Origin of the sequence: Caballeronia sp. AZ7_KS35 (assembly GCF_023631045.1) — a bacterium.
In the GTDB taxonomy this organism is placed as follows: domain Bacteria; phylum Pseudomonadota; class Gammaproteobacteria; order Burkholderiales; family Burkholderiaceae; genus Caballeronia; species Caballeronia zhejiangensis.
Genome location: NZ_JALQDV010000039.1, coordinates 82,146 through 97,981, shown reverse-complemented (window position 1 = coordinate 97,981; position 15,836 = coordinate 82,146). Strand labels below are relative to the sequence as shown.

At 60.9% G+C, this 15,836-nt stretch carries 16 protein-coding genes; 9 read left to right on the top strand and 7 right to left on the bottom strand.

Features of this window, described 5'->3' with window-relative positions:
* Positions 1 to 3 precede the first annotated feature (3 nt).
* Positions 4 to 1,239 (bottom strand): NAD(P)/FAD-dependent oxidoreductase, encoded by a 1,236-nt coding sequence (locus tag NCT05_RS24520; RefSeq protein WP_175982613.1) that lies wholly within the window; start codon positions 1,237 to 1,239, stop codon positions 4 to 6.
* A 257-nt stretch (positions 1,240 to 1,496) separates the two neighbouring features.
* Between NCT05_RS24520 and NCT05_RS24515 the strand changes: the two genes are divergently transcribed.
* Positions 1,497 to 1,799, top strand: coding sequence for a DUF4148 domain-containing protein (locus NCT05_RS24515; protein ID WP_033536520.1), 303 nt, complete (start codon positions 1,497 to 1,499; stop codon positions 1,797 to 1,799).
* A 61-nt stretch (positions 1,800 to 1,860) separates the two neighbouring features.
* Here the strand turns inward: NCT05_RS24515 and NCT05_RS24510 are convergent, their stop codons facing one another.
* On the bottom strand, positions 1,861 to 2,802 hold the full coding sequence (locus NCT05_RS24510; RefSeq protein WP_175982612.1) for a LysR family transcriptional regulator: 942 nt from the start codon (positions 2,800 to 2,802) through the stop codon (positions 1,861 to 1,863).
* Between the two features lie 112 nt (positions 2,803 to 2,914).
* Between NCT05_RS24510 and NCT05_RS24505 the strand changes: the two genes are divergently transcribed.
* The 3 genes from NCT05_RS24505 to NCT05_RS24495 all read left to right on the top strand — a co-directional run bounded on the left by NCT05_RS24505 (position 2,915) and on the right by NCT05_RS24495 (position 6,624).
* Positions 2,915 to 4,426 carry a CoA-acylating methylmalonate-semialdehyde dehydrogenase gene (locus tag NCT05_RS24505; RefSeq protein WP_008348966.1) on the top strand — a complete coding sequence of 504 codons (1,512 nt, stop codon included), beginning with the start codon at positions 2,915 to 2,917 and terminating at the stop codon, positions 4,424 to 4,426.
* Positions 4,427 to 4,592: 166 nt separating this feature from the next.
* Positions 4,593 to 5,507 (top strand): LysR family transcriptional regulator, encoded by a 915-nt coding sequence (locus NCT05_RS24500; RefSeq protein ID WP_250503371.1) that lies wholly within the window; start codon positions 4,593 to 4,595, stop codon positions 5,505 to 5,507.
* Positions 5,508 to 5,532: 25 nt separating this feature from the next.
* Positions 5,533 to 6,624 (top strand): NAD(P)H-dependent flavin oxidoreductase, encoded by a 1,092-nt coding sequence (locus NCT05_RS24495; protein ID WP_250503370.1) that lies wholly within the window; start codon positions 5,533 to 5,535, stop codon positions 6,622 to 6,624.
* A gap of 5 nt (positions 6,625 to 6,629) precedes the next feature.
* Here NCT05_RS24495 and NCT05_RS24490 read toward each other — a convergent pair whose 3' ends face one another.
* Positions 6,630 to 6,935: a hypothetical protein gene (locus NCT05_RS24490; RefSeq protein WP_008348961.1), complete on the bottom strand. Its 306-nt coding sequence runs from the start codon at positions 6,933 to 6,935 to the stop codon at positions 6,630 to 6,632.
* Between NCT05_RS24490 and NCT05_RS24485 the strand changes: the two genes are divergently transcribed.
* A complete protein-coding gene (locus NCT05_RS24485; protein WP_250503369.1) occupies positions 6,934 to 7,173 on the top strand; it encodes a hypothetical protein in 240 nt (79 codons plus the stop codon). The genes NCT05_RS24490 and NCT05_RS24485 overlap by 2 nt on opposite strands.
* A gap of 241 nt (positions 7,174 to 7,414) precedes the next feature.
* Here the strand turns inward: NCT05_RS24485 and NCT05_RS24480 are convergent, their stop codons facing one another.
* From NCT05_RS24480 to NCT05_RS24465, 4 genes are all read right to left on the bottom strand, one after another.
* Positions 7,415 to 7,690: a hypothetical protein gene (locus tag NCT05_RS24480; RefSeq protein WP_502801798.1), complete on the bottom strand. Its 276-nt coding sequence runs from the start codon at positions 7,688 to 7,690 to the stop codon at positions 7,415 to 7,417.
* A 17-nt stretch (positions 7,691 to 7,707) separates the two neighbouring features.
* Entirely contained in the window at positions 7,708 to 7,845 is a 138-nt protein-coding gene (locus NCT05_RS24475) for a hypothetical protein (RefSeq protein ID WP_250503367.1), read from the bottom strand.
* A 99-nt stretch (positions 7,846 to 7,944) separates the two neighbouring features.
* Positions 7,945 to 8,490: a fimbrial protein gene (locus NCT05_RS24470; RefSeq protein WP_175982605.1), complete on the bottom strand. Its 546-nt coding sequence runs from the start codon at positions 8,488 to 8,490 to the stop codon at positions 7,945 to 7,947.
* Positions 8,491 to 8,929: 439 nt separating this feature from the next.
* A complete protein-coding gene (locus tag NCT05_RS24465) occupies positions 8,930 to 9,856 on the bottom strand; it encodes a LysR family transcriptional regulator (protein WP_250436857.1) in 927 nt (308 codons plus the stop codon).
* A gap of 242 nt (positions 9,857 to 10,098) precedes the next feature.
* On the opposite strand from NCT05_RS24465, the gene mdlC reads away from it, so the two are divergent.
* The 4 genes from mdlC (at position 10,099) to NCT05_RS24445 (ending at position 15,776) form a co-directional block, all read left to right on the top strand.
* Positions 10,099 to 11,712, top strand: a complete 1,614-nt coding sequence (gene mdlC / locus NCT05_RS24460; RefSeq protein WP_250503366.1) for a benzoylformate decarboxylase — start codon at positions 10,099 to 10,101, stop codon at positions 11,710 to 11,712.
* A 37-nt stretch (positions 11,713 to 11,749) separates the two neighbouring features.
* The gene (locus tag NCT05_RS24455; RefSeq protein WP_175982602.1) at positions 11,750 to 13,201 is read left to right on the top strand and encodes an aldehyde dehydrogenase; all 1,452 of its coding nucleotides are present in this window, start codon (positions 11,750 to 11,752) and stop codon (positions 13,199 to 13,201) included.
* Positions 13,202 to 13,275: 74 nt separating this feature from the next.
* Positions 13,276 to 14,211: a ketopantoate reductase family protein gene (locus NCT05_RS24450; protein WP_284502584.1), complete on the top strand. Its 936-nt coding sequence runs from the start codon at positions 13,276 to 13,278 to the stop codon at positions 14,209 to 14,211.
* Positions 14,212 to 14,399: 188 nt separating this feature from the next.
* Complete coding sequence (locus NCT05_RS24445) at positions 14,400 to 15,776, top strand: MFS transporter (protein ID WP_250457533.1); 1,377 nt, start codon at positions 14,400 to 14,402, stop codon at positions 15,774 to 15,776.
* Positions 15,777 to 15,836: the final 60 nt, after the last annotated feature.

The following is a 15,836-nucleotide window of genomic DNA, read 5'->3' as shown; positions in this document are numbered from 1 at the left end:
TCGTTACTTGTTGGCGCGTTCGGTAGGCGGCGGCGTTTGCACGACGGGCGCCGCCGCCCGAAAAATGTCCTCGCGCGTGCCGCTTTTCGGCGGATAGATGCGCTCGCCGTTGATCGTGCGCTTCGTCGCCTTCGCCGTCTCTCCTTCCGAGACGAGCTTTCTGTCCCATCCTTCCGTATACACCGCGCCCCACGGCCCGAGATCGCAGATGGTCGTGTACCAGTCGATCGACAGCGGCAGCATCTCCAGCCCGAATAGATCGCAGACGGCGTTGTTGCCCGCGTAACGTCCCATCGGCCGGCCATGCTGGCACGACATCACCGATGGCCGCGTGCCGTCGATCAATATGCGCGCGCAATCGCCCGCCGCGAACACGCCCGGCACGCCTTCCGCGCGCAGAAACGTATCGACGGGCACGCGTCCGAGCGGGTCCAGCGTGACCGGCAATTGCGCCGCGAGCGCGTTCGCGTGCATGCCGCCGCACCAGACGACCGTCGCCGCTTCGATGCGCTCGCTCGCCGCGCCATCGTGGAGCGTGAGACCTTGGCCATCGACCGATTCGAGCGTCACGCCTGGCCGCATCTCGACTTCGAGCGTCTGCAACGCGCCTTCGATGACATGCTGCGCGCCGCCCATCGATTGCGCGATCCGCGCCGAACGATCCGCGAGCACGACGCGCACCTTGCCGCGATCCTTTTCCGCGACGATCTCGCGCAGGCGCGCGGGCAATTCCGCCGCCAACTCGATGCCCGTCAGTCCCGCGCCGACCACGACCGCGGTATAGCGGCCGGGCGTGTCGGGCAGCGCGGGCAAGGTCAGCAGATGCGCCTGCAGCTTGCACGCGCCCGCGTAGGTGTCGACATCGAATGAATAGCGATCGAGGCCCGGAATCGGCGGACGCACGAGCACGCTGCCTGCCGCGAGGATCATCCGGTCGTAGCCGAGCGTCTCAGATGCTCCGTCGCGTTCGATCGTCACACGGCGATTCGCGCTGTCGAGGCTCGTCGCCTTCGCCTGAATCAGGTGCACGCCCGCGGGCCCGAGCACGGTATCGAGTTGCACGAGCGTCGGGTCGAGCGGCTGTTCGTAGTTGCGCACCCGCACGCTATGAAAAGGCACCGGATTGACGATGGCGACTTCCGCTTCGTCGGCGTGCCCGAGTTCGTCCAGCTTGCGCGCCGCCGACAGCGCGCTCCACAGACCGGCGAAACCCGCGCCAATCACAAGGATTCGTTTCAAGGCCATTCCCCTGATTAAACGATCGTTCGTGCTATGCGTCGCGTAGAGCGGCGCTCCGTTCTTGGTTATAGGCGATTCGCAAGGCGTTGGTCCTCATCGCGCGTGCCCGTATTAGTCGGGTTTTCGCCAAAAGTGATTTCGCCGTTTAGGTATTTACCCTAGGGCGTGCGATACCTAAACTCTGTTCAACGGTCGCGCACGAAGCAAACAAGGCAGCGTGAGCGGCAACTCAAAACTTATGGATGGAGGAAAGCATCATGAACAAGTTCATCGGTATCGCAGCGGTCGCTCTTGCTTTTGCCGCGCCGGTCGCGTCGTTCGCGCAGTCGAATCAGCCTTTGACGCGCGCCGAAGTCCGCGAGCAAATCGTGCAATTGGAAAAGGCCGGTTATAACCCGAACGTCATCAGCGATTCGAAGTATCCCGCCGACGTTCAAGCTGCCGAAGCGCGCGTCGCCGCGCAAAACGGATATGGCGGTGTGGCGGATGGTTCAGCGCAATCGGGCGCTCGCGTCAACGCGGTTCAAGCCGACGTTTTCCCGACGTTCGCGCATCACTGAGCAGCAAGCAGCAAGCCGCATCACGAAACGCGCTGGTCTCGGACCGGCGCGTTTTTTCGTTCTAGAGCGGAAAGCCGCCTGCGAACGTCTCGCGCAAATATCCGATGAAAAGCGCGACCGCGCGTGGCACATGCGGCGCATAAGGCCGCACCACGAATAGCTGATCCGCGAACGCGCCGACCGGACGCCACTCCGGCAACAGCACGACGAGCTTTCCCGCTTGCACGGCGGCCTGCGCGGTGAAATCCGGCAAGAGCGCGATGCCGAGATCGTCGAGCGCTGCATCGCGCAGCACTTCGCTGTTGTTCGCCGCGAAAGGACCGCTCACCGCGAGCGTATGAGGCCCGGTCGAAGTCTTGCGCCCGCCTTTCCTTTCGAACGACCAGATGCTCGATGCCTGCGGCCGCGGATAGACCAGGCAATCGTGCGTGACGAGATCGTTGGGCGTCGCCGGCGTGCCGCGCCGCTTCAGATAGGCGCGTGTCGCGACGATCACCGAACGGGTATCGCACAGCTTCCACGCGACGTGCGTATCCGGCACCTGCGCGCTGTGCCGCAGCGCGAGATCGAAGCCTTCGGTCGCGATCGAACTCAACCGGTCCGATGCCTCCAGTTGCACCCGCACATCGGGGTGCGCGTGCAGAAATCCGGCCATGCGCGGCACGAGCTGCTGCCGCGAAAAGGCCATCGGCGCGGTTACGCGGATGAGCCCGCGCGCGACGCCCGCCATCTCCTTGACGCTCATGAAGCTCGATGCGATGCGCTCGTACTGCTCGCGCGTATCGTCGACGAGCCTGCGGCCCGCTTCGGTGAAACGCACGCTGCGCGTCGTGCGCGTGACGAGCGGCACGCCCGCCGCGCGCTCCAGTTCGGCGATGCGCTGGCTCATCGCCGCTTTCGATACGTTCAGCCGCGCGGCGGCGGCCGTGTAGCTGCCTTGTTCCGCAAGCACGGTGAGCCAGTGCAAATGGGTCCACAGACCTTCGATCTTTTGCTCGTCCATCAACCGATTGTTTGCCAATATAAACAATGAGTTCAATCATAGCGTCTTTGCAAGGGGCGCATCGCTTCCTACACTGTGTCAATTGCCAAACCAGTCCGTGAGAGGAGACAGCATGCAAGCGTTCAACGACACCGCCGACGTCGTTCATTACATTCACGGCGAGCGCACGCATGGCTCGGCCACGCGCACGCAGCCGGTGTTCAATCCCGCGACGGGCGAGCGTCCGCGCAAGCTCGTGCTCGGTGAAGCCGCCGATGTCGATGCAGCCGTCGCGAGCGCGAAAGCCGCGTTCCCGGCCTGGCGCGACACGCCGCCGATCCGCCGCGCGCGCGTCATGCTGAAGTTCCTCGAACTGATGAACAAGCATCGCGACGAACTCGCCGCGATCATCACCGCCGAGCACGGCAAGGTCTTCTCGGATGCGCAGGGTGAAGTGTCGCGCGGCATCGACGTGATCGAATTCGCATGCGGCATTCCGCAACTGCTGAAGGGCGACTACACCGAACAGGTCTCGACGGGCATGGACAACTGGACGACGCGCCAGCCGCTCGGCATCGTCGCGGGCATCACGCCGTTCAACTTTCCGTGCATGGTGCCGTGCTGGATGTTCCCGGTCGCGATCGCGGCGGGCAACGCGTTCATTCTGAAGCCGAGCGAGCGCGATCCGTCGGCGTCGCTGTTCATGGCCGATCTGCTCAAGGAAGCCGGTTTGCCCGATGGCATCTTCAACGTCGTGCAGGGCGACAAGGTCGTCGTCGATGCGCTGCTCGCGCATCCGCAAGTGAAGGCGATCAGCTTCGTCGGCTCCACGCCGATCGCGAACTACATCTACGAGACCGGCGCGAAGCACGGCAAGCGCGTGCAGGCGCTCGGCGGCGCGAAGAATCACATGGTCGTGATGCCCGATGCGAACATCGATCAGGCCGTCGATGCGTTGATCGGCGCGGGCTACGGCTCGGCCGGCGAGCGCTGCATGGCGATCTCGGTCGCGGTGCTCGTGGGCGATGTCGCCGACAAGATCGTGCCGCGTCTCGCAGAGCGCGCGCAGCAACTCAAGATCAAGAACGGCATGGAAGACGACGCGGAAATGGGTCCGATCGTCACGCGCCAGGCACTCGAACGCATCGAAGGTTATATCGCGCTGGGCGTGGAAGAAGGCGCGAAACTCGTCGTCGATGGCCGCGGCTTCAAGGTGCCGGGCCACGAAGACGGCTTCTTCACGGGCGGCACGCTGTTCGATCATGTCACGCCGGACATGCGCATCTACAAGGAAGAGATCTTCGGCCCGGTACTCGCGTGCGTGCGCGTGAAGGACTTCAGCGAAGCGGTCGATCTCGTCAACGAGCACGAATTCGGCAACGGCGTCGCCTGCTATACGAGCGATGGTCATATCGCGCGCGAATTCGGCCGTCGCATCGAAGTGGGCATGGTCGGCATCAACGTGCCGATTCCGGTGCCGATGGCGTGGCACGGATTCGGCGGCTGGAAGCGCAGCCTTTTCGGCGACATGCACGCGTATGGCGAAGAAGGCGTGCGCTTCTACACGAAGCAAAAGTCGATCATGCAGCGCTGGCCCGAGAGCACGGAGAAGGGCGCGGAATTCGTGATGCCGACCGCGAAGTAATCGATCGTTACGCTTGCAACTAATCGCCCGTTTTTTCCGTGTGGAAGAAGCGGGCGTTCGTTTTTGTGCCCCGGCGCGCCGAACCGTATGAAACGCCGTCGGTTGACCGTTCATGTGCAAGCGGCGAAGATGCAGCAAAAACGACAGCGACGCGAAGCCAATCGACATGCAGCGGCAATTCGACGACCTTCTTCTCGGCAGCATCGAACTCTTCTGCCTTGCAGCCGAACTCGGCAGCTTCACGCTCGCGGCGACCGCTGCGAGCGACACGCCGGCGGCCGTGAGCCGCTCGGTCGCGCGACTCGAAAAGCGCCTCGCCGTGCGGCTTTTCGTGCGTACGACGCGCCAGATTCGACTGACCGATGCAGGCCGTCGCTACTTCGAGCAATGTCGCGATGCGCTCAATCGTCTCGCGGAAGCGGAGCGCGAAGCCACCGGCCAGCAGACGACGCCGAAGGGCGTGTTGCGCATCAGCATGCCGACGCCTTACGGGCATTACCGCATGCTGCCGTTGCTTGCGGAGTTCAGAGAGCGTTATCCCGATGTCACGGTCGAAGCGCATCTGAGCAACCGCAACATCGACTTCGCCGATGAAGGTTTCGACCTCGCGATACGCGGACGCGCACCCCGCGATTCCGGTCTGATCGCGCGCAAGCTCGAAGATGCGGAGTTGGTCACGGTGGCGTCGCCGGCTTATCTGAAGCGCGCGGGCGTGCCGAAAACAATCGAAGATCTGCTCGCGCACGAATGCATCCAGTTCGAGATGCCAAGTACCGGACGGCCCGTGCCGTGGCTCTTCATGCAGAACGGCGAACTCGTGGAAATCACGACGCAAGGCGGCTACGGCACGTCCGGCGATGCGCTCGCGGGCATTCCGCTCGCGCGTCACGGCGCGGGTCTGTTCCAGATTTATCGCTTCACCGTCGAGGAAGAATTGCGCGCGGGCACGCTTGTCGAGGTGCTGCGCGATTACGGCGGATGCAGCAGGCCGTTCATCCTGCTGTATCCGCACGGCAGACATTTGTCGTCGCGCGTGCGGGCTTTTGTCGACTTCGTCGTCGAGAAGCTCGGCACGCGTTGAATCAACGTTCAGAGGATGCACATTCATGAGCAAGAACGCATTGACATCGCTACTCGGCATCGACGTGCCGATCATTCAGGCGCCGATGGCCGGCGTCAGCACGCCCGCGCTCGCGGCGGCCGTATCGAATGCGGGCGGGCTCGGCTCGCTCGGCGTCGGCGCGATGAACGCGGAAGGCGCGCGCAAGGTGATTCGCGAGACGCGCGAGCTGACGAGCAAGCCGTTCAACATCAACGTGTTCTGTCATGAGCCGGCCCGCGCCGACGCCGCTATCGAGCAGGCATGGACGAACTGGCTCGCGCCGGTGTTCGCGCAATACGGCGCGACGCCGCCCGCGAAGCTGAGCGAGATTTGTACGAGCTTCGTCGTCGATGATGCCATGCTCCGGGTCTTCGTCGAAGAGAAGCCCGCGATCGTGAGTTTTCACTTCGGCTTGCCGTCGAAGGAATACATCGATGCGTTGCGCAACGCGGGCATCAAACTGATTGCGTCCGCAACCAATTTGCGTGAGGCGGAGCAGGTCGTCGCGGCGGGCATGGATGCGATCGTCGCGCAGGGCATCGAAGCGGGCGGACATCGCGGCATCTTCGATCCGCAAGCCGACGACGACAACCTCGGCACGTTCGCGCTGACGCGTCTTCTCGCCAGCAAGTTCGACGTGCCCGTGATCGCGGCGGGCGGCATCATGGACGGCGCGGGCATTGCGGCGGCGCTTGCGCTGGGCGCACAGGCCGCGCAATTGGGCACGGCGTTCGTGCCTTGCACGGAGACGTCGATCGATGCGGGCTACCGTCGCGCGATCTTGACCGATGCGGCCGAACGCACGACGTTCACATCGGCGATTTCGGGGCGCAAGGCGCGCAGCCTCGTCAACAAGTTCACCGAACTCGGGCGCGCCGAAGGAGCGCCTGCCATTCCCGCGTATCCGATTACCTACGATGCAGGCAAGGCATTGCACGCAGCGGCGAAAGCAAAGAGCGAATTCGGCTACGGCGCGCAATGGGCAGGGCAAGCCGCCGCGCTCGCGCGCGAGTTGCCCGCCGCCGAATTGATGGCGCGGCTGCAAGACGAACTGCGGGAAAGCATCGCGGGATTGCAGCGATATGCATCGCGTTGAATGCGCTAGTTGTATTGGGTGACGACGGTCACGAGCGTCGTCGATTCGGCGCGCGCGTTTTCGGATCGCCGTATCAGAAGCGCGCCGCCTGCCGGGCCTACGTGATATGAGCGGCCCAGGGACGGCCCGACGCGCTGTCCCGCGCCGTCGATGAAATGCGAACTCACCGCAGCGGCACGATCGCCCACTACGACCAACGAAACCTCCGCGCTCGGCGCATTGTGCGGTGGCGCGTAATAGGTGACAACGGCGGAGGAACGTACGCCTTTCACATCAGCGGAATCGTTCTGGAATCCACTGGTTCCGAGCATGGAAGCAGATCCGGCAGCGATGTCAAACGGCGGCGCAACCAATGCACCTCTGAACGTGATCGTGCCGCCCGGAACGAGCGTCGCGAAAGCCGGCACGCAAAGCCCGGCAAGGGAACTCACGACGGCGCAGCGCAGCGCGTGCCGGGCAATATTCAACCACTTCGCTTTTCTCATCTCGGCCCCTGTAATGAAACTTCTTGTGCTCGGGATTCCTTATCTGCGCGCTGCGCGAACATAATCAGCTTAAGAACATAATAAGACGCATCCTATTTTTGGAGCAAATCTTTTTTGAGATTTGATAGATGCCTGCGAGACGGCATGCAAATAACTCATGTCGATCCTTTTAGGCAACAAAAAACGCGCAATGGGAAATTCCCGATGCGCGTTTCAAGCGTATTAGAGCGAACTGCTCTGGCAAAGCCAGAAGGGTTATGCAAACGAACTCAAGGTATTCGGCACGTCAATGCACTCTTGCACAGTCAGCGTAAGGATGGTCCGTTGTCCGATGTTTTCGCGCAGCACAACAGCGTGTTTGCGTAGGAAATATCGTCGATGGTCAGGGACGCAACGTTCGCCTTCAATTGCAACGAGGAAACGATAACCTCGTATCGAGAACGCATGAGATCGCGGCGAACCGTAAAGTACGAGTCGAGCGCACGCAGAACGTCGACCTGCGTCCGGCTGCCGACCTTGAAGCCCGTTTCGGTTGCGGCCAATGCTTCCTTTGATGTCTGCAATAGCTGTTCGAGTGAGATACTCCGAACGCGCGCCTTTAGATAACTTCGGAATCGTTCTGGTTATAAACGATTCGCGTACCGGCAATCACCACGGATGCAATGGCGGTCGGGGCGAATGCAGCGATCGACAGGCAGATCGTTGCGAAGGTAAGTGTCTTGCGGATCAGTTTCATTGCGCGAAGAAATTCAATGCCACATTCGATTGGAAAAGCGGGGCAGCCGCCCCGCTTCCCGACCTCCCTGACAACTGAGAGGTCCCGGTGCTTATCGACTTATTGATAATCGATGCTGTACACGACAGACGAATTGGCCGCGCCGGCAGTCGTGGCGCCCGTTGCGTAGTATTCAGCCTGGTAGTACAGCGTCGCTGCGCCGCTCGAGATATCGGCCGCTTTGGAGTTCTGCAGATCGGTCGAAAAGCCGGCCTTGATCTGGGAACCGTCGCTGTTGTTGATTTGCAGCTTGACGTTTTGAGCGCCGCCTGGCGCGACGATAAGACGTCCATCGACCGGATCGACGGTGGCGCCCGCCTCATAGAAGACCGAAGCCTTGCTGGTCGACGTTACCGGCGTGCATTTGGACAACGCGATATGGTAGGAAGTGGCGCCTGCCGTATCGCCCGATTTCGTCAAGGCATTCGTGGACAGCGTCGGAAGATTGACCGTAAAGTCTTTGGACGACGTGTCATTACCATTGATTTCACATGTCGAAGCCGTCAAGGCTCCATTGAACGTGATCGTTCCATCAGCGGCGAGAGCGCTACCTGCAGTAGCTCCCAAAATAGCGGCCATCAAAGTGGAAATAGCGAAAGACTTCATAAAGCAATGCTCCCAGGAATGTTTGGTTTCAGCATATGGCCGTGGAGGGGCCTCCGGAATTCCGGATCGTTAAAGACGTTGGATTCATACTGATGCAACGAACTTGCACTGGACGAGAGTCGTAAAGGTGGGTTATCTGGGGATAACGTGCCTTCTCGAATCCTGCGATCCCAGGCCAAATGCTGGAAACGGATATTAAGGGTTCCAAATGAAAATAGAAAGTCTGGAAATCCTAAATAATTATCCGTTAATAAATGCCTTAAAGCAGTAGTTAGAAATAATTCTAAAGCCGCATTTAGAACTATTTCTAACTTGGTATTTGAAACTGATTTTGGCCCGGCCGCTGGGCGCTTGCGCAGACTAAATCGAATCAGGCGGAGGATTTAGATTATTTCCTAACGCAGTTCCCGAGATTCCGAACTCGATGGCAATCTTTGGCTTATCGCGTGGTCCGCAACGCCATGCCGCCCTCGGTCAGGCTTCTGAGTTCGTCGAGCAGACGCGCGGCTGGACGCGGCAGTATCCCGTCGCGGCGCTGAAACGCTGTCAATGTTCTGGCGGCGCGAACGCCCGGAATAGGCAGAGTCCCCATGATCCCTGCCTTGCTTTCGGAGTCGTACATCGGTTCCGGCATCCAGCTCAGAAACGAGCATTCGGCTACCAGACTTTTAAGCACGGTCACCGAGCGCGTCCGGACGGCAATATCCGGCATGTCGAGGTTGCGAGAGAGAAACGTCTCTCGCATGTGTTCATAAGGGGCTGTACCTTTGGGCGGGATGGCCCACCGCGCGGTCAATGTGTCGGCGAGAGCGAGCTTCGGTTTCTTGCGCAATGGATGGCTGAAAGCCGCTACGACGAAGCTGTTGTCCTCCCATCGGCAGTCAGGTACGGCCACGATCTCGTCGCTGTCATTAGTGGCCGTGCTTAGAGCGAGGTCGATCTCGTAATTGATGAGCCCCTCCGCAAGGCGGTCCCACACGCCTTCGATGATTTCGACGTGCAAGTTGCCCCATTTCCCCAAGACACGATCGACCGCCAAAGGAAGGAAGTGGGCGGCGAGACTGCCAACCGCTCCCACCTTGATCGTTCCTTTGGCGAGTCCGCGCATCGCGTCGATCTCTTCGCGCGCATTTTCTGCCTCCCGCAATAGAAGCTGAGCATGCGGCAGCAAGGCAGCGCCAATATCCGTCAACTGCATGCCTTTGACGTGCCGCTCAAAGAGCGGCGCGCCCACATCTTCCTCCAGGCGCTTGATCGTTCGACTGAGTGCTGGCTGAGTCACATTGAGCGATGCTGCGGCCCTTCCGAGGCTGCCGGACGACACGATGGTCGTAAAAGCATGCAATTGATGGAGGTTGTAGCTCATGAGTTCGTTGGGGTGTTCCCTAGGGACACTGGCCTAGGGCATTGGCCATCAACTCAAATTGGGCTTGGAAAAGAGCATCAAAAACAGCCACTTACTTCAACATATGACATTTCGCAAAAGCTCCGAGCCTTTACCTGAAGGTAAAGGGTTTCGCGAAAAAAAGCAATATTCAAGCATGTCTTGGAAACCCATACTCGTTTCACCGAAGAGCAGAAACGCTCTTGAACCAAAGAGGAATCGCAATGACAGGCAGCGACAAACAAGGCGAAGGAAGCAGTCCGTCGACACACGCCACCGTCAGGGATGTCGTCATTAAGCTCGTGCGCGAACTGGGGATGACGTCGATCTTTGCTAACCCTGGATCGACGGAGCTTCCAATGTTTCGGGACTTCCCTGCCGACTTCCGATACGTCCTGGGCTTACAAGAAGCGGCAGTCGTCGGGATGGCCGATGGCTATGCGCAAGCAACTGGAAACGCAGCGTTAGTGAACCTTCATTCTGCGGCCGGCGTCGGCAACGCGATGGGCAATATCTTCACGGCATTCAAGAATCAGACGCCGCTCGTTATCACGGCGGGTCAACAAGCCCGTTCGATCTTGCCGTTCGACCCGTTCCTTTCCGCCGCACAGGCAGTCGAGTTGCCCAAGCCATACGTGAAGTGGGCGATCGAACCCGCGCGTGCGCAAGACGTGCCGCGCGCGCTGGAGCGCGCGTATCACATCGCAATGCAGGAGCCGCGTGGGCCTGTCTTCGTTTCAATTCCCGTGGATGACTGGGACCAGCCTGCGGAGTTTCATGAGCGCGCGACTGTCAGCAACTCGGTTCGTCCCGACCCGGAGGCATTGGCGAAACTCGGCGCAGCGTTGGACGCATCGAGAACGCCGGCTCTCGTGGTAGGTGCGGGAGTCGACCGGGCGGGCGCATGGAAGGAAGTCGTTCAGCTGGCCGAGAGACATAACGCACGCGTCTTTGTCGCGCCGATGAGCGCGCGTTGTTCGTTCCCCGAGGACCATCGACTTTTCGCGGGATTTCTCCCCGCGATGCGTGAAAAGATCGTCTCGCTGCTCGATGGGCATGACGTCGTTTGCGTCCTTGGCGCGCCTGCCTTTTCGTATCACGTCGAAGGTACAGGCCCGCACGTGCCGGCGGGCGCGGCGCTTTATCAACTCATCGACGACCCCAACGTCGCGGCGTGGACGCCCGGAGGGGCTGCGGTGGTCGGCAACGTCCGCCTCGGCTTGCTTGACTTGCTTGCGCGTGCGGCGCCAGACACGCGTCCTTTGCCTGAGCCTCGGCCAAGAGCACCTCGTGCCGAGCCGTCGCCCGTGATGTCGGTCGCCTTCGCGCTGCAAACCCTCGCGGAGGTTCGCGATCCGAACGACGTTGTCGTTGAAGAGGCACCGAGTTCTCGCCCGGTCATGCAACGGTATCTGCCGTTCACAAAGAGCAATACGTTTTTCACGATGGCTAGCGGCGGCTTGGGCTACGGCATGCCTGCAGCGGTCGGCGTCGCGCTCGCTCTTCCCGATCGCAAAGTGATTGGATTGATCGGAGATGGCTCGAGCATGTACTCGATCCAGGCGATCTATAGCGCGGTGCAGATGCGTCTGCCGATCACGTTCGTCATTCTGAACAACCAGCGCTATGCCGCGCTTCAAGAGTTTGCGCCGGTGTTTGGATTCGCTTCCGACGACGCTGTTCAGGGCACTGATCTTCCCGGCTTGGATTTCGTGTCGCTTGCCCAGGGCATGGGTTGTAAAGGTCTCCGTGTCGCGAACGCCGCGGAGCTCGCGGACAAGTTGAAGGAAGCCCTCGAGGCGGGCGAGCCGCGTCTTGTCGAGGTCGTGATTGCCTGAAGGGCCTACAGGAAAAGAGAAACATAAGGCGGAGACTATGAAGACGATTTCGATGCTTATCAACGGAGCGCATGTCGGCGCGAGCAATGGCGCGACATTCCAACGTTCTAACCCCTTGGATCAGGACGTCGCAAGCGTGGCCCCCGCGTGTACGCTGGACGACGTTCGTGATGCAGTGGATTCAGCTGCCGTCGCGTTTGCTCATTGGTCTCAGCAGGGCCCGACCCAGCGTCGTTCCTATCTCCTTAGCGCGGCGCAAGCGCTCGAAGCGAAGGCGGAGGCGTTTGCTTCCGCGATGGCGGCCGAAACGGGCGCTTCGCGCATCTGGGCCGACTTCAATGTGCGATTGGCCGCTGACGGCCTGCGGGAGGCAGCGTCACTGACCACGCAAATTTCAGGCGAAGTCATTCCGTCCGACGTCCCCGGCAGCGTGGCGATGGCGGTTCGGCAACCCGCAGGCGTATGCCTCGGGATTGCGCCGTGGAATGCGCCTGTCATCCTTGGCGTGCGTGCGGTTGCGCTTCCACTCGCTTGCGGTAACACGGTGGTACTGAAGGGCTCGGAAATCTGCCCGGCGACGCACGCACTCATTGCGGAAGCCTTCATGGATGCTGGATTGCCCGCAGGCGTCGTCAACTTCGTCACGAACGCGCCTGCCGATGCAGGTCCGGTTGTCGAAGCGCTGATTTCGCATCCGGCTATCCGACGTGTCAATTTCACGGGCTCGACAAAGGTCGGGAAAATCATCGCGGAAAGCTGCGCACGGCATCTCAAACCGTCTGTTCTCGAACTGGGCGGAAAGGCCCCGCTGATCGTGCTCGACGACGCCGACATAGCGGCAGCGGTCGATGCTGCCGCTTTCGGCGCCTTCGCGAATTCAGGACAAATCTGCATGTCCACCGAGCGCATCATCGTCGATCGCGCGATCGCCGACGAGTTTGTTCTTCAGCTCGGTGAAAAGGTTAAGACGCTGCCGCTCGGCGACCCTCGAAAGGGGCCGGTCGTGTTGGGCTCCGTTGTCGATATGGCGACGGTACAACGATGCAACGCCTTGATCGATGACGCCTTGCACAAAGGCGCGACGATGGTCTGCGGGGGAAAAGCAGAGAACACCCTTATGCCTGCAACGCTCGTCGATAACGTTGGACCGAACATGCGGATCTACAACGAAGAGACGTTTGGCCCTGTCAAGGCAATCGTGCGCGTCGACGGCGAAGAAGAAGCGATCCGATGCGCTAACGATAACGAATACGGTCTCGCTGCGGCCGTGTTCAGTCGCGATGTCGCGCGCGCGATGCGGGTGGCGAGCCGCATCCAATCCGGGATTTGCCACGTCAACGGGCCAACCGTCCACGACGAAGCGCAGATGCCCTTTGGAGGCGTCAAAGGTAGTGGCTTTGGCCACTTCGGCGGACAGGCAGGCATTGCCGCTTTTACCGACTTGCGCTGGGTCACTGTGCAAACGTCGCCGCGACACTATCCGTTCTGAGTTACGTCCCTGTCACCCTCGTCAACTCGTTCGACAACTCAGGTAAGACCGCAGCCGCGGTCGACATGTCAACTATGGAAATCGCCGTACTCGGTGCAGGAGCGATGGGGTCGTTGTTCGGCGGCCGCCTGGCGGAAGCCGGTCACTCAGTCACGCTGATCGACATCAATCAACCGCATCTGGACGCTATCGGTGCGAAGGGCCTCCGCTTGGAGATGGATGACGATACTCGCGCAATCACGAACATCAACGCGATACGACCCGAAGCTACGGATAAACCGCCTGACTTGCTGTTGCTCTTCACGAAGTCGATGCACACGCGCGCGGCCTTGTCCGGCATCGAGCATCTGCTCGGCGAGACAACCGCCGTGCTCACGCTGCAAAACGGACTCGGGAACGTCGAAGCGATTCGAGACTTCGTGCCGCTCTCCAACGTGCTTGTTGGCGTTACCACGTGGCCGGCGGACCTTGTCGGTCCTGGCTCGGTGAGCAGTCACGGCGAAGGGAAAATTCGCATGATGAGCGCCGACGGTGAACGCACTTCCCAAGTCAATGCCGTCGCCGAGGCTCTGAATTCCGCCGGATTGAATTGTCAGATCGACGACAACGTCTGGGCAGCTATCTGGGAAAAGGTGGCGTTCAACGCTGCGCTCAACAGCATCTGTGCGGTCACTGGAACGACGGTGGACCAGCTTGGACTGCTGGAGGACAGCAAGAGCCTGGCACTGACCGTGGCCGCCGAGGTCATCGCAGTGGCGAACGCCAGCGGCGTTTCCGCGGATCTGAGCGTGTGCTCGACAAACATCGTTCATGCGATCGAACAGCACAAGGGGCACAAGCCGTCGATGCTGCAAGACGTTCTGGCCCGGCGAAAGACAGAGATCGAAGGCATCAACGGCGCAGTCGTTGAAGTGGCCCGCAGCATCAACGTGTCCGTTCCGCACACGGAGACATTGGCAAAGCTCGTCAGGCTTATCGACGCGCGAAACGCATCAGCCGTTGCGAAGTAGGTAGCCGCGGGCACGTCAACCGAGAACAACAAACGTCCGCGATCATGCATCAAAAGACGCGCCGATCGACCCGGCGCAGCGTACCCAGGAGACATCGCCATGAAGATATGTTTTGCCATGCTCCCGCGCGACGTCGCGGACCTTGTTGCAATCGACAGACCATCGAATGTGCGCGCGGAGGTCGAGCAATGAATCCGCAGACCTTCAGCGCTTCGAAGACTGCTGACATTGGCAGTCTTCTCGACGACGGCCCCTTTACGCTCATTCAGAAGTTCGTCGTTTGCCTGGCCGCACTGTCGATCATCATGGACGGCTTCGATGGCCAGCTCATCGGTTACGCCATTCCCACCATCATCAAAGAATGGGGCATAACGCGCAATGCGTTCGCGCCGGCCGTGGCGGCGGGTCTGGTTGGCATGGGCGTCGGGAGCGCGTGCGCTGGCTTGTTCGCCGACAGGTTTGGCCGGCGCTGGGCGCTCATCGGTAGCGTCGTGGTGTTCGGCGCGGCAACCTGCGCCATCGGGCTTGCGCAAGACATACCGATGATCGCCGCGCTTCGCTTTATCGCGGGCCTGGGCATCGGCGGAGCGCTTCCCAGTGCCACGACGATGACCGCAGAGTTCACCCCGGCACGTCGCCGCACGCTCGCCGTCACGTCTACCATCGTTTGCGTGCCGCTCGGGGGCATGCTTGCCGGGTTCTTCGCCGGTGCCGTCTTGCCGACCTTCGGTTGGCGTGGCTTGTTCTTCATCGGTGGCACGATCCCCTTGGCCCTTGGCATTCTGCTGTTTTTCGTGTTCCCGGAGTCTCCCCGCTTTCTCGCTCGCAAGGAACAGCGCTGGACCGAGTTGCGTGCGCTCCTTGCGAGAATGTCGCGGCCGATTAGTGCGCAGACGACTTTCGTCGACGCCGCCGAGCAAAGGCTCGAACAACGCGACGGCTTCGGGTCGCTCTTCGAGCCGGCTCAGCGACGTAACACGATTGCTATCTGGAGTGCGTTTTTCATGTGCCTGCTCGCGGTCTACGCCGCCTTTAGCTGGCTGCCGACCATGCTCGCATCCGAAGGGCTTCCCGTGGCACTTGCCGGTTCGGGCCTGACCGCATATAACCTCGGCGGCGTCTTCGGGGCACTCATCTGCGCCTTGGCCATCACGCGCTTTGGTTCGCGTTGGCCGCTCCTGGTGTGCTGCGCCGGAGGATGTGCGAGCGCCTTTTTTCTGCGAGGCGTTGATGTGGCGAGTCACACGAGCCTCTTGGTTATCGGTCTGGGCGTCCACGGTCTCTTCGTCAATGCAGTTCAGTCGACGATGTACGCCTTGTGTGCGTATGTCTATCCGACTCGCGTGAGAGCAACCGGCCTCGCTTCGGCGCTCGCGTTTGGACGACTCGGTGCGATCCTCAGCGCATTCGCTGGCGCCGTCGTCATCACCGTGGGCGGAGCGTCCCTTTATCTCGCGATGCTCGGGGTCGCCATGCTGTTGGTACTGATCTCGCTGTCGCAGGTCAGAAACCATATCCCGGCGCTTCGTCAGAAGCGGCTGGTCACGCAAGTCGTCACTGAGTAGCGCGAGGTCGGCGACTGGCATGAGCGGCGCATTCTCGCTCCGTCTGCCAGTCGCAACTGC

Coding starts and splice junctions, on each gene's coding strand:
- NCT05_RS24495 (WP_250503370.1), top strand. CDS start 5,533: ATGAGCAAGAACGCATTGACATCGCTACTCGGCATCGACGTGCCGATC.
- NCT05_RS24445 (WP_250457533.1), top strand. CDS start 14,400: ATGAATCCGCAGACCTTCAGCGCTTCGAAGACTGCTGACATTGGCAGT.
- NCT05_RS24485 (WP_250503369.1), top strand. CDS start 6,934: ATGGAAGCAGATCCGGCAGCGATGTCAAACGGCGGCGCAACCAATGCA.
- NCT05_RS24505 (WP_008348966.1), top strand. CDS start 2,915: ATGCAAGCGTTCAACGACACCGCCGACGTCGTTCATTACATTCACGGC.
- NCT05_RS24500 (WP_250503371.1), top strand. CDS start 4,593: ATGCAGCGGCAATTCGACGACCTTCTTCTCGGCAGCATCGAACTCTTC.
- NCT05_RS24465 (WP_250436857.1), bottom strand. CDS start 9,856: ATGAGCTACAACCTCCATCAATTGCATGCTTTTACGACCATCGTGTCG.
- NCT05_RS24470 (WP_175982605.1), bottom strand. CDS start 8,490: ATGAAGTCTTTCGCTATTTCCACTTTGATGGCCGCTATTTTGGGAGCT.
- NCT05_RS24490 (WP_008348961.1), bottom strand. CDS start 6,935: ATGCTCGGAACCAGTGGATTCCAGAACGATTCCGCTGATGTGAAAGGC.
- NCT05_RS24515 (WP_033536520.1), top strand. CDS start 1,497: ATGAACAAGTTCATCGGTATCGCAGCGGTCGCTCTTGCTTTTGCCGCG.
- mdlC (WP_250503366.1), top strand. CDS start 10,099: ATGACAGGCAGCGACAAACAAGGCGAAGGAAGCAGTCCGTCGACACAC.
- NCT05_RS24455 (WP_175982602.1), top strand. CDS start 11,750: ATGAAGACGATTTCGATGCTTATCAACGGAGCGCATGTCGGCGCGAGC.
- NCT05_RS24450 (WP_284502584.1), top strand. CDS start 13,276: ATGGAAATCGCCGTACTCGGTGCAGGAGCGATGGGGTCGTTGTTCGGC.
- NCT05_RS24475 (WP_250503367.1), bottom strand. CDS start 7,845: ATGAAACTGATCCGCAAGACACTTACCTTCGCAACGATCTGCCTGTCG.
- NCT05_RS24510 (WP_175982612.1), bottom strand. CDS start 2,802: ATGGACGAGCAAAAGATCGAAGGTCTGTGGACCCATTTGCACTGGCTC.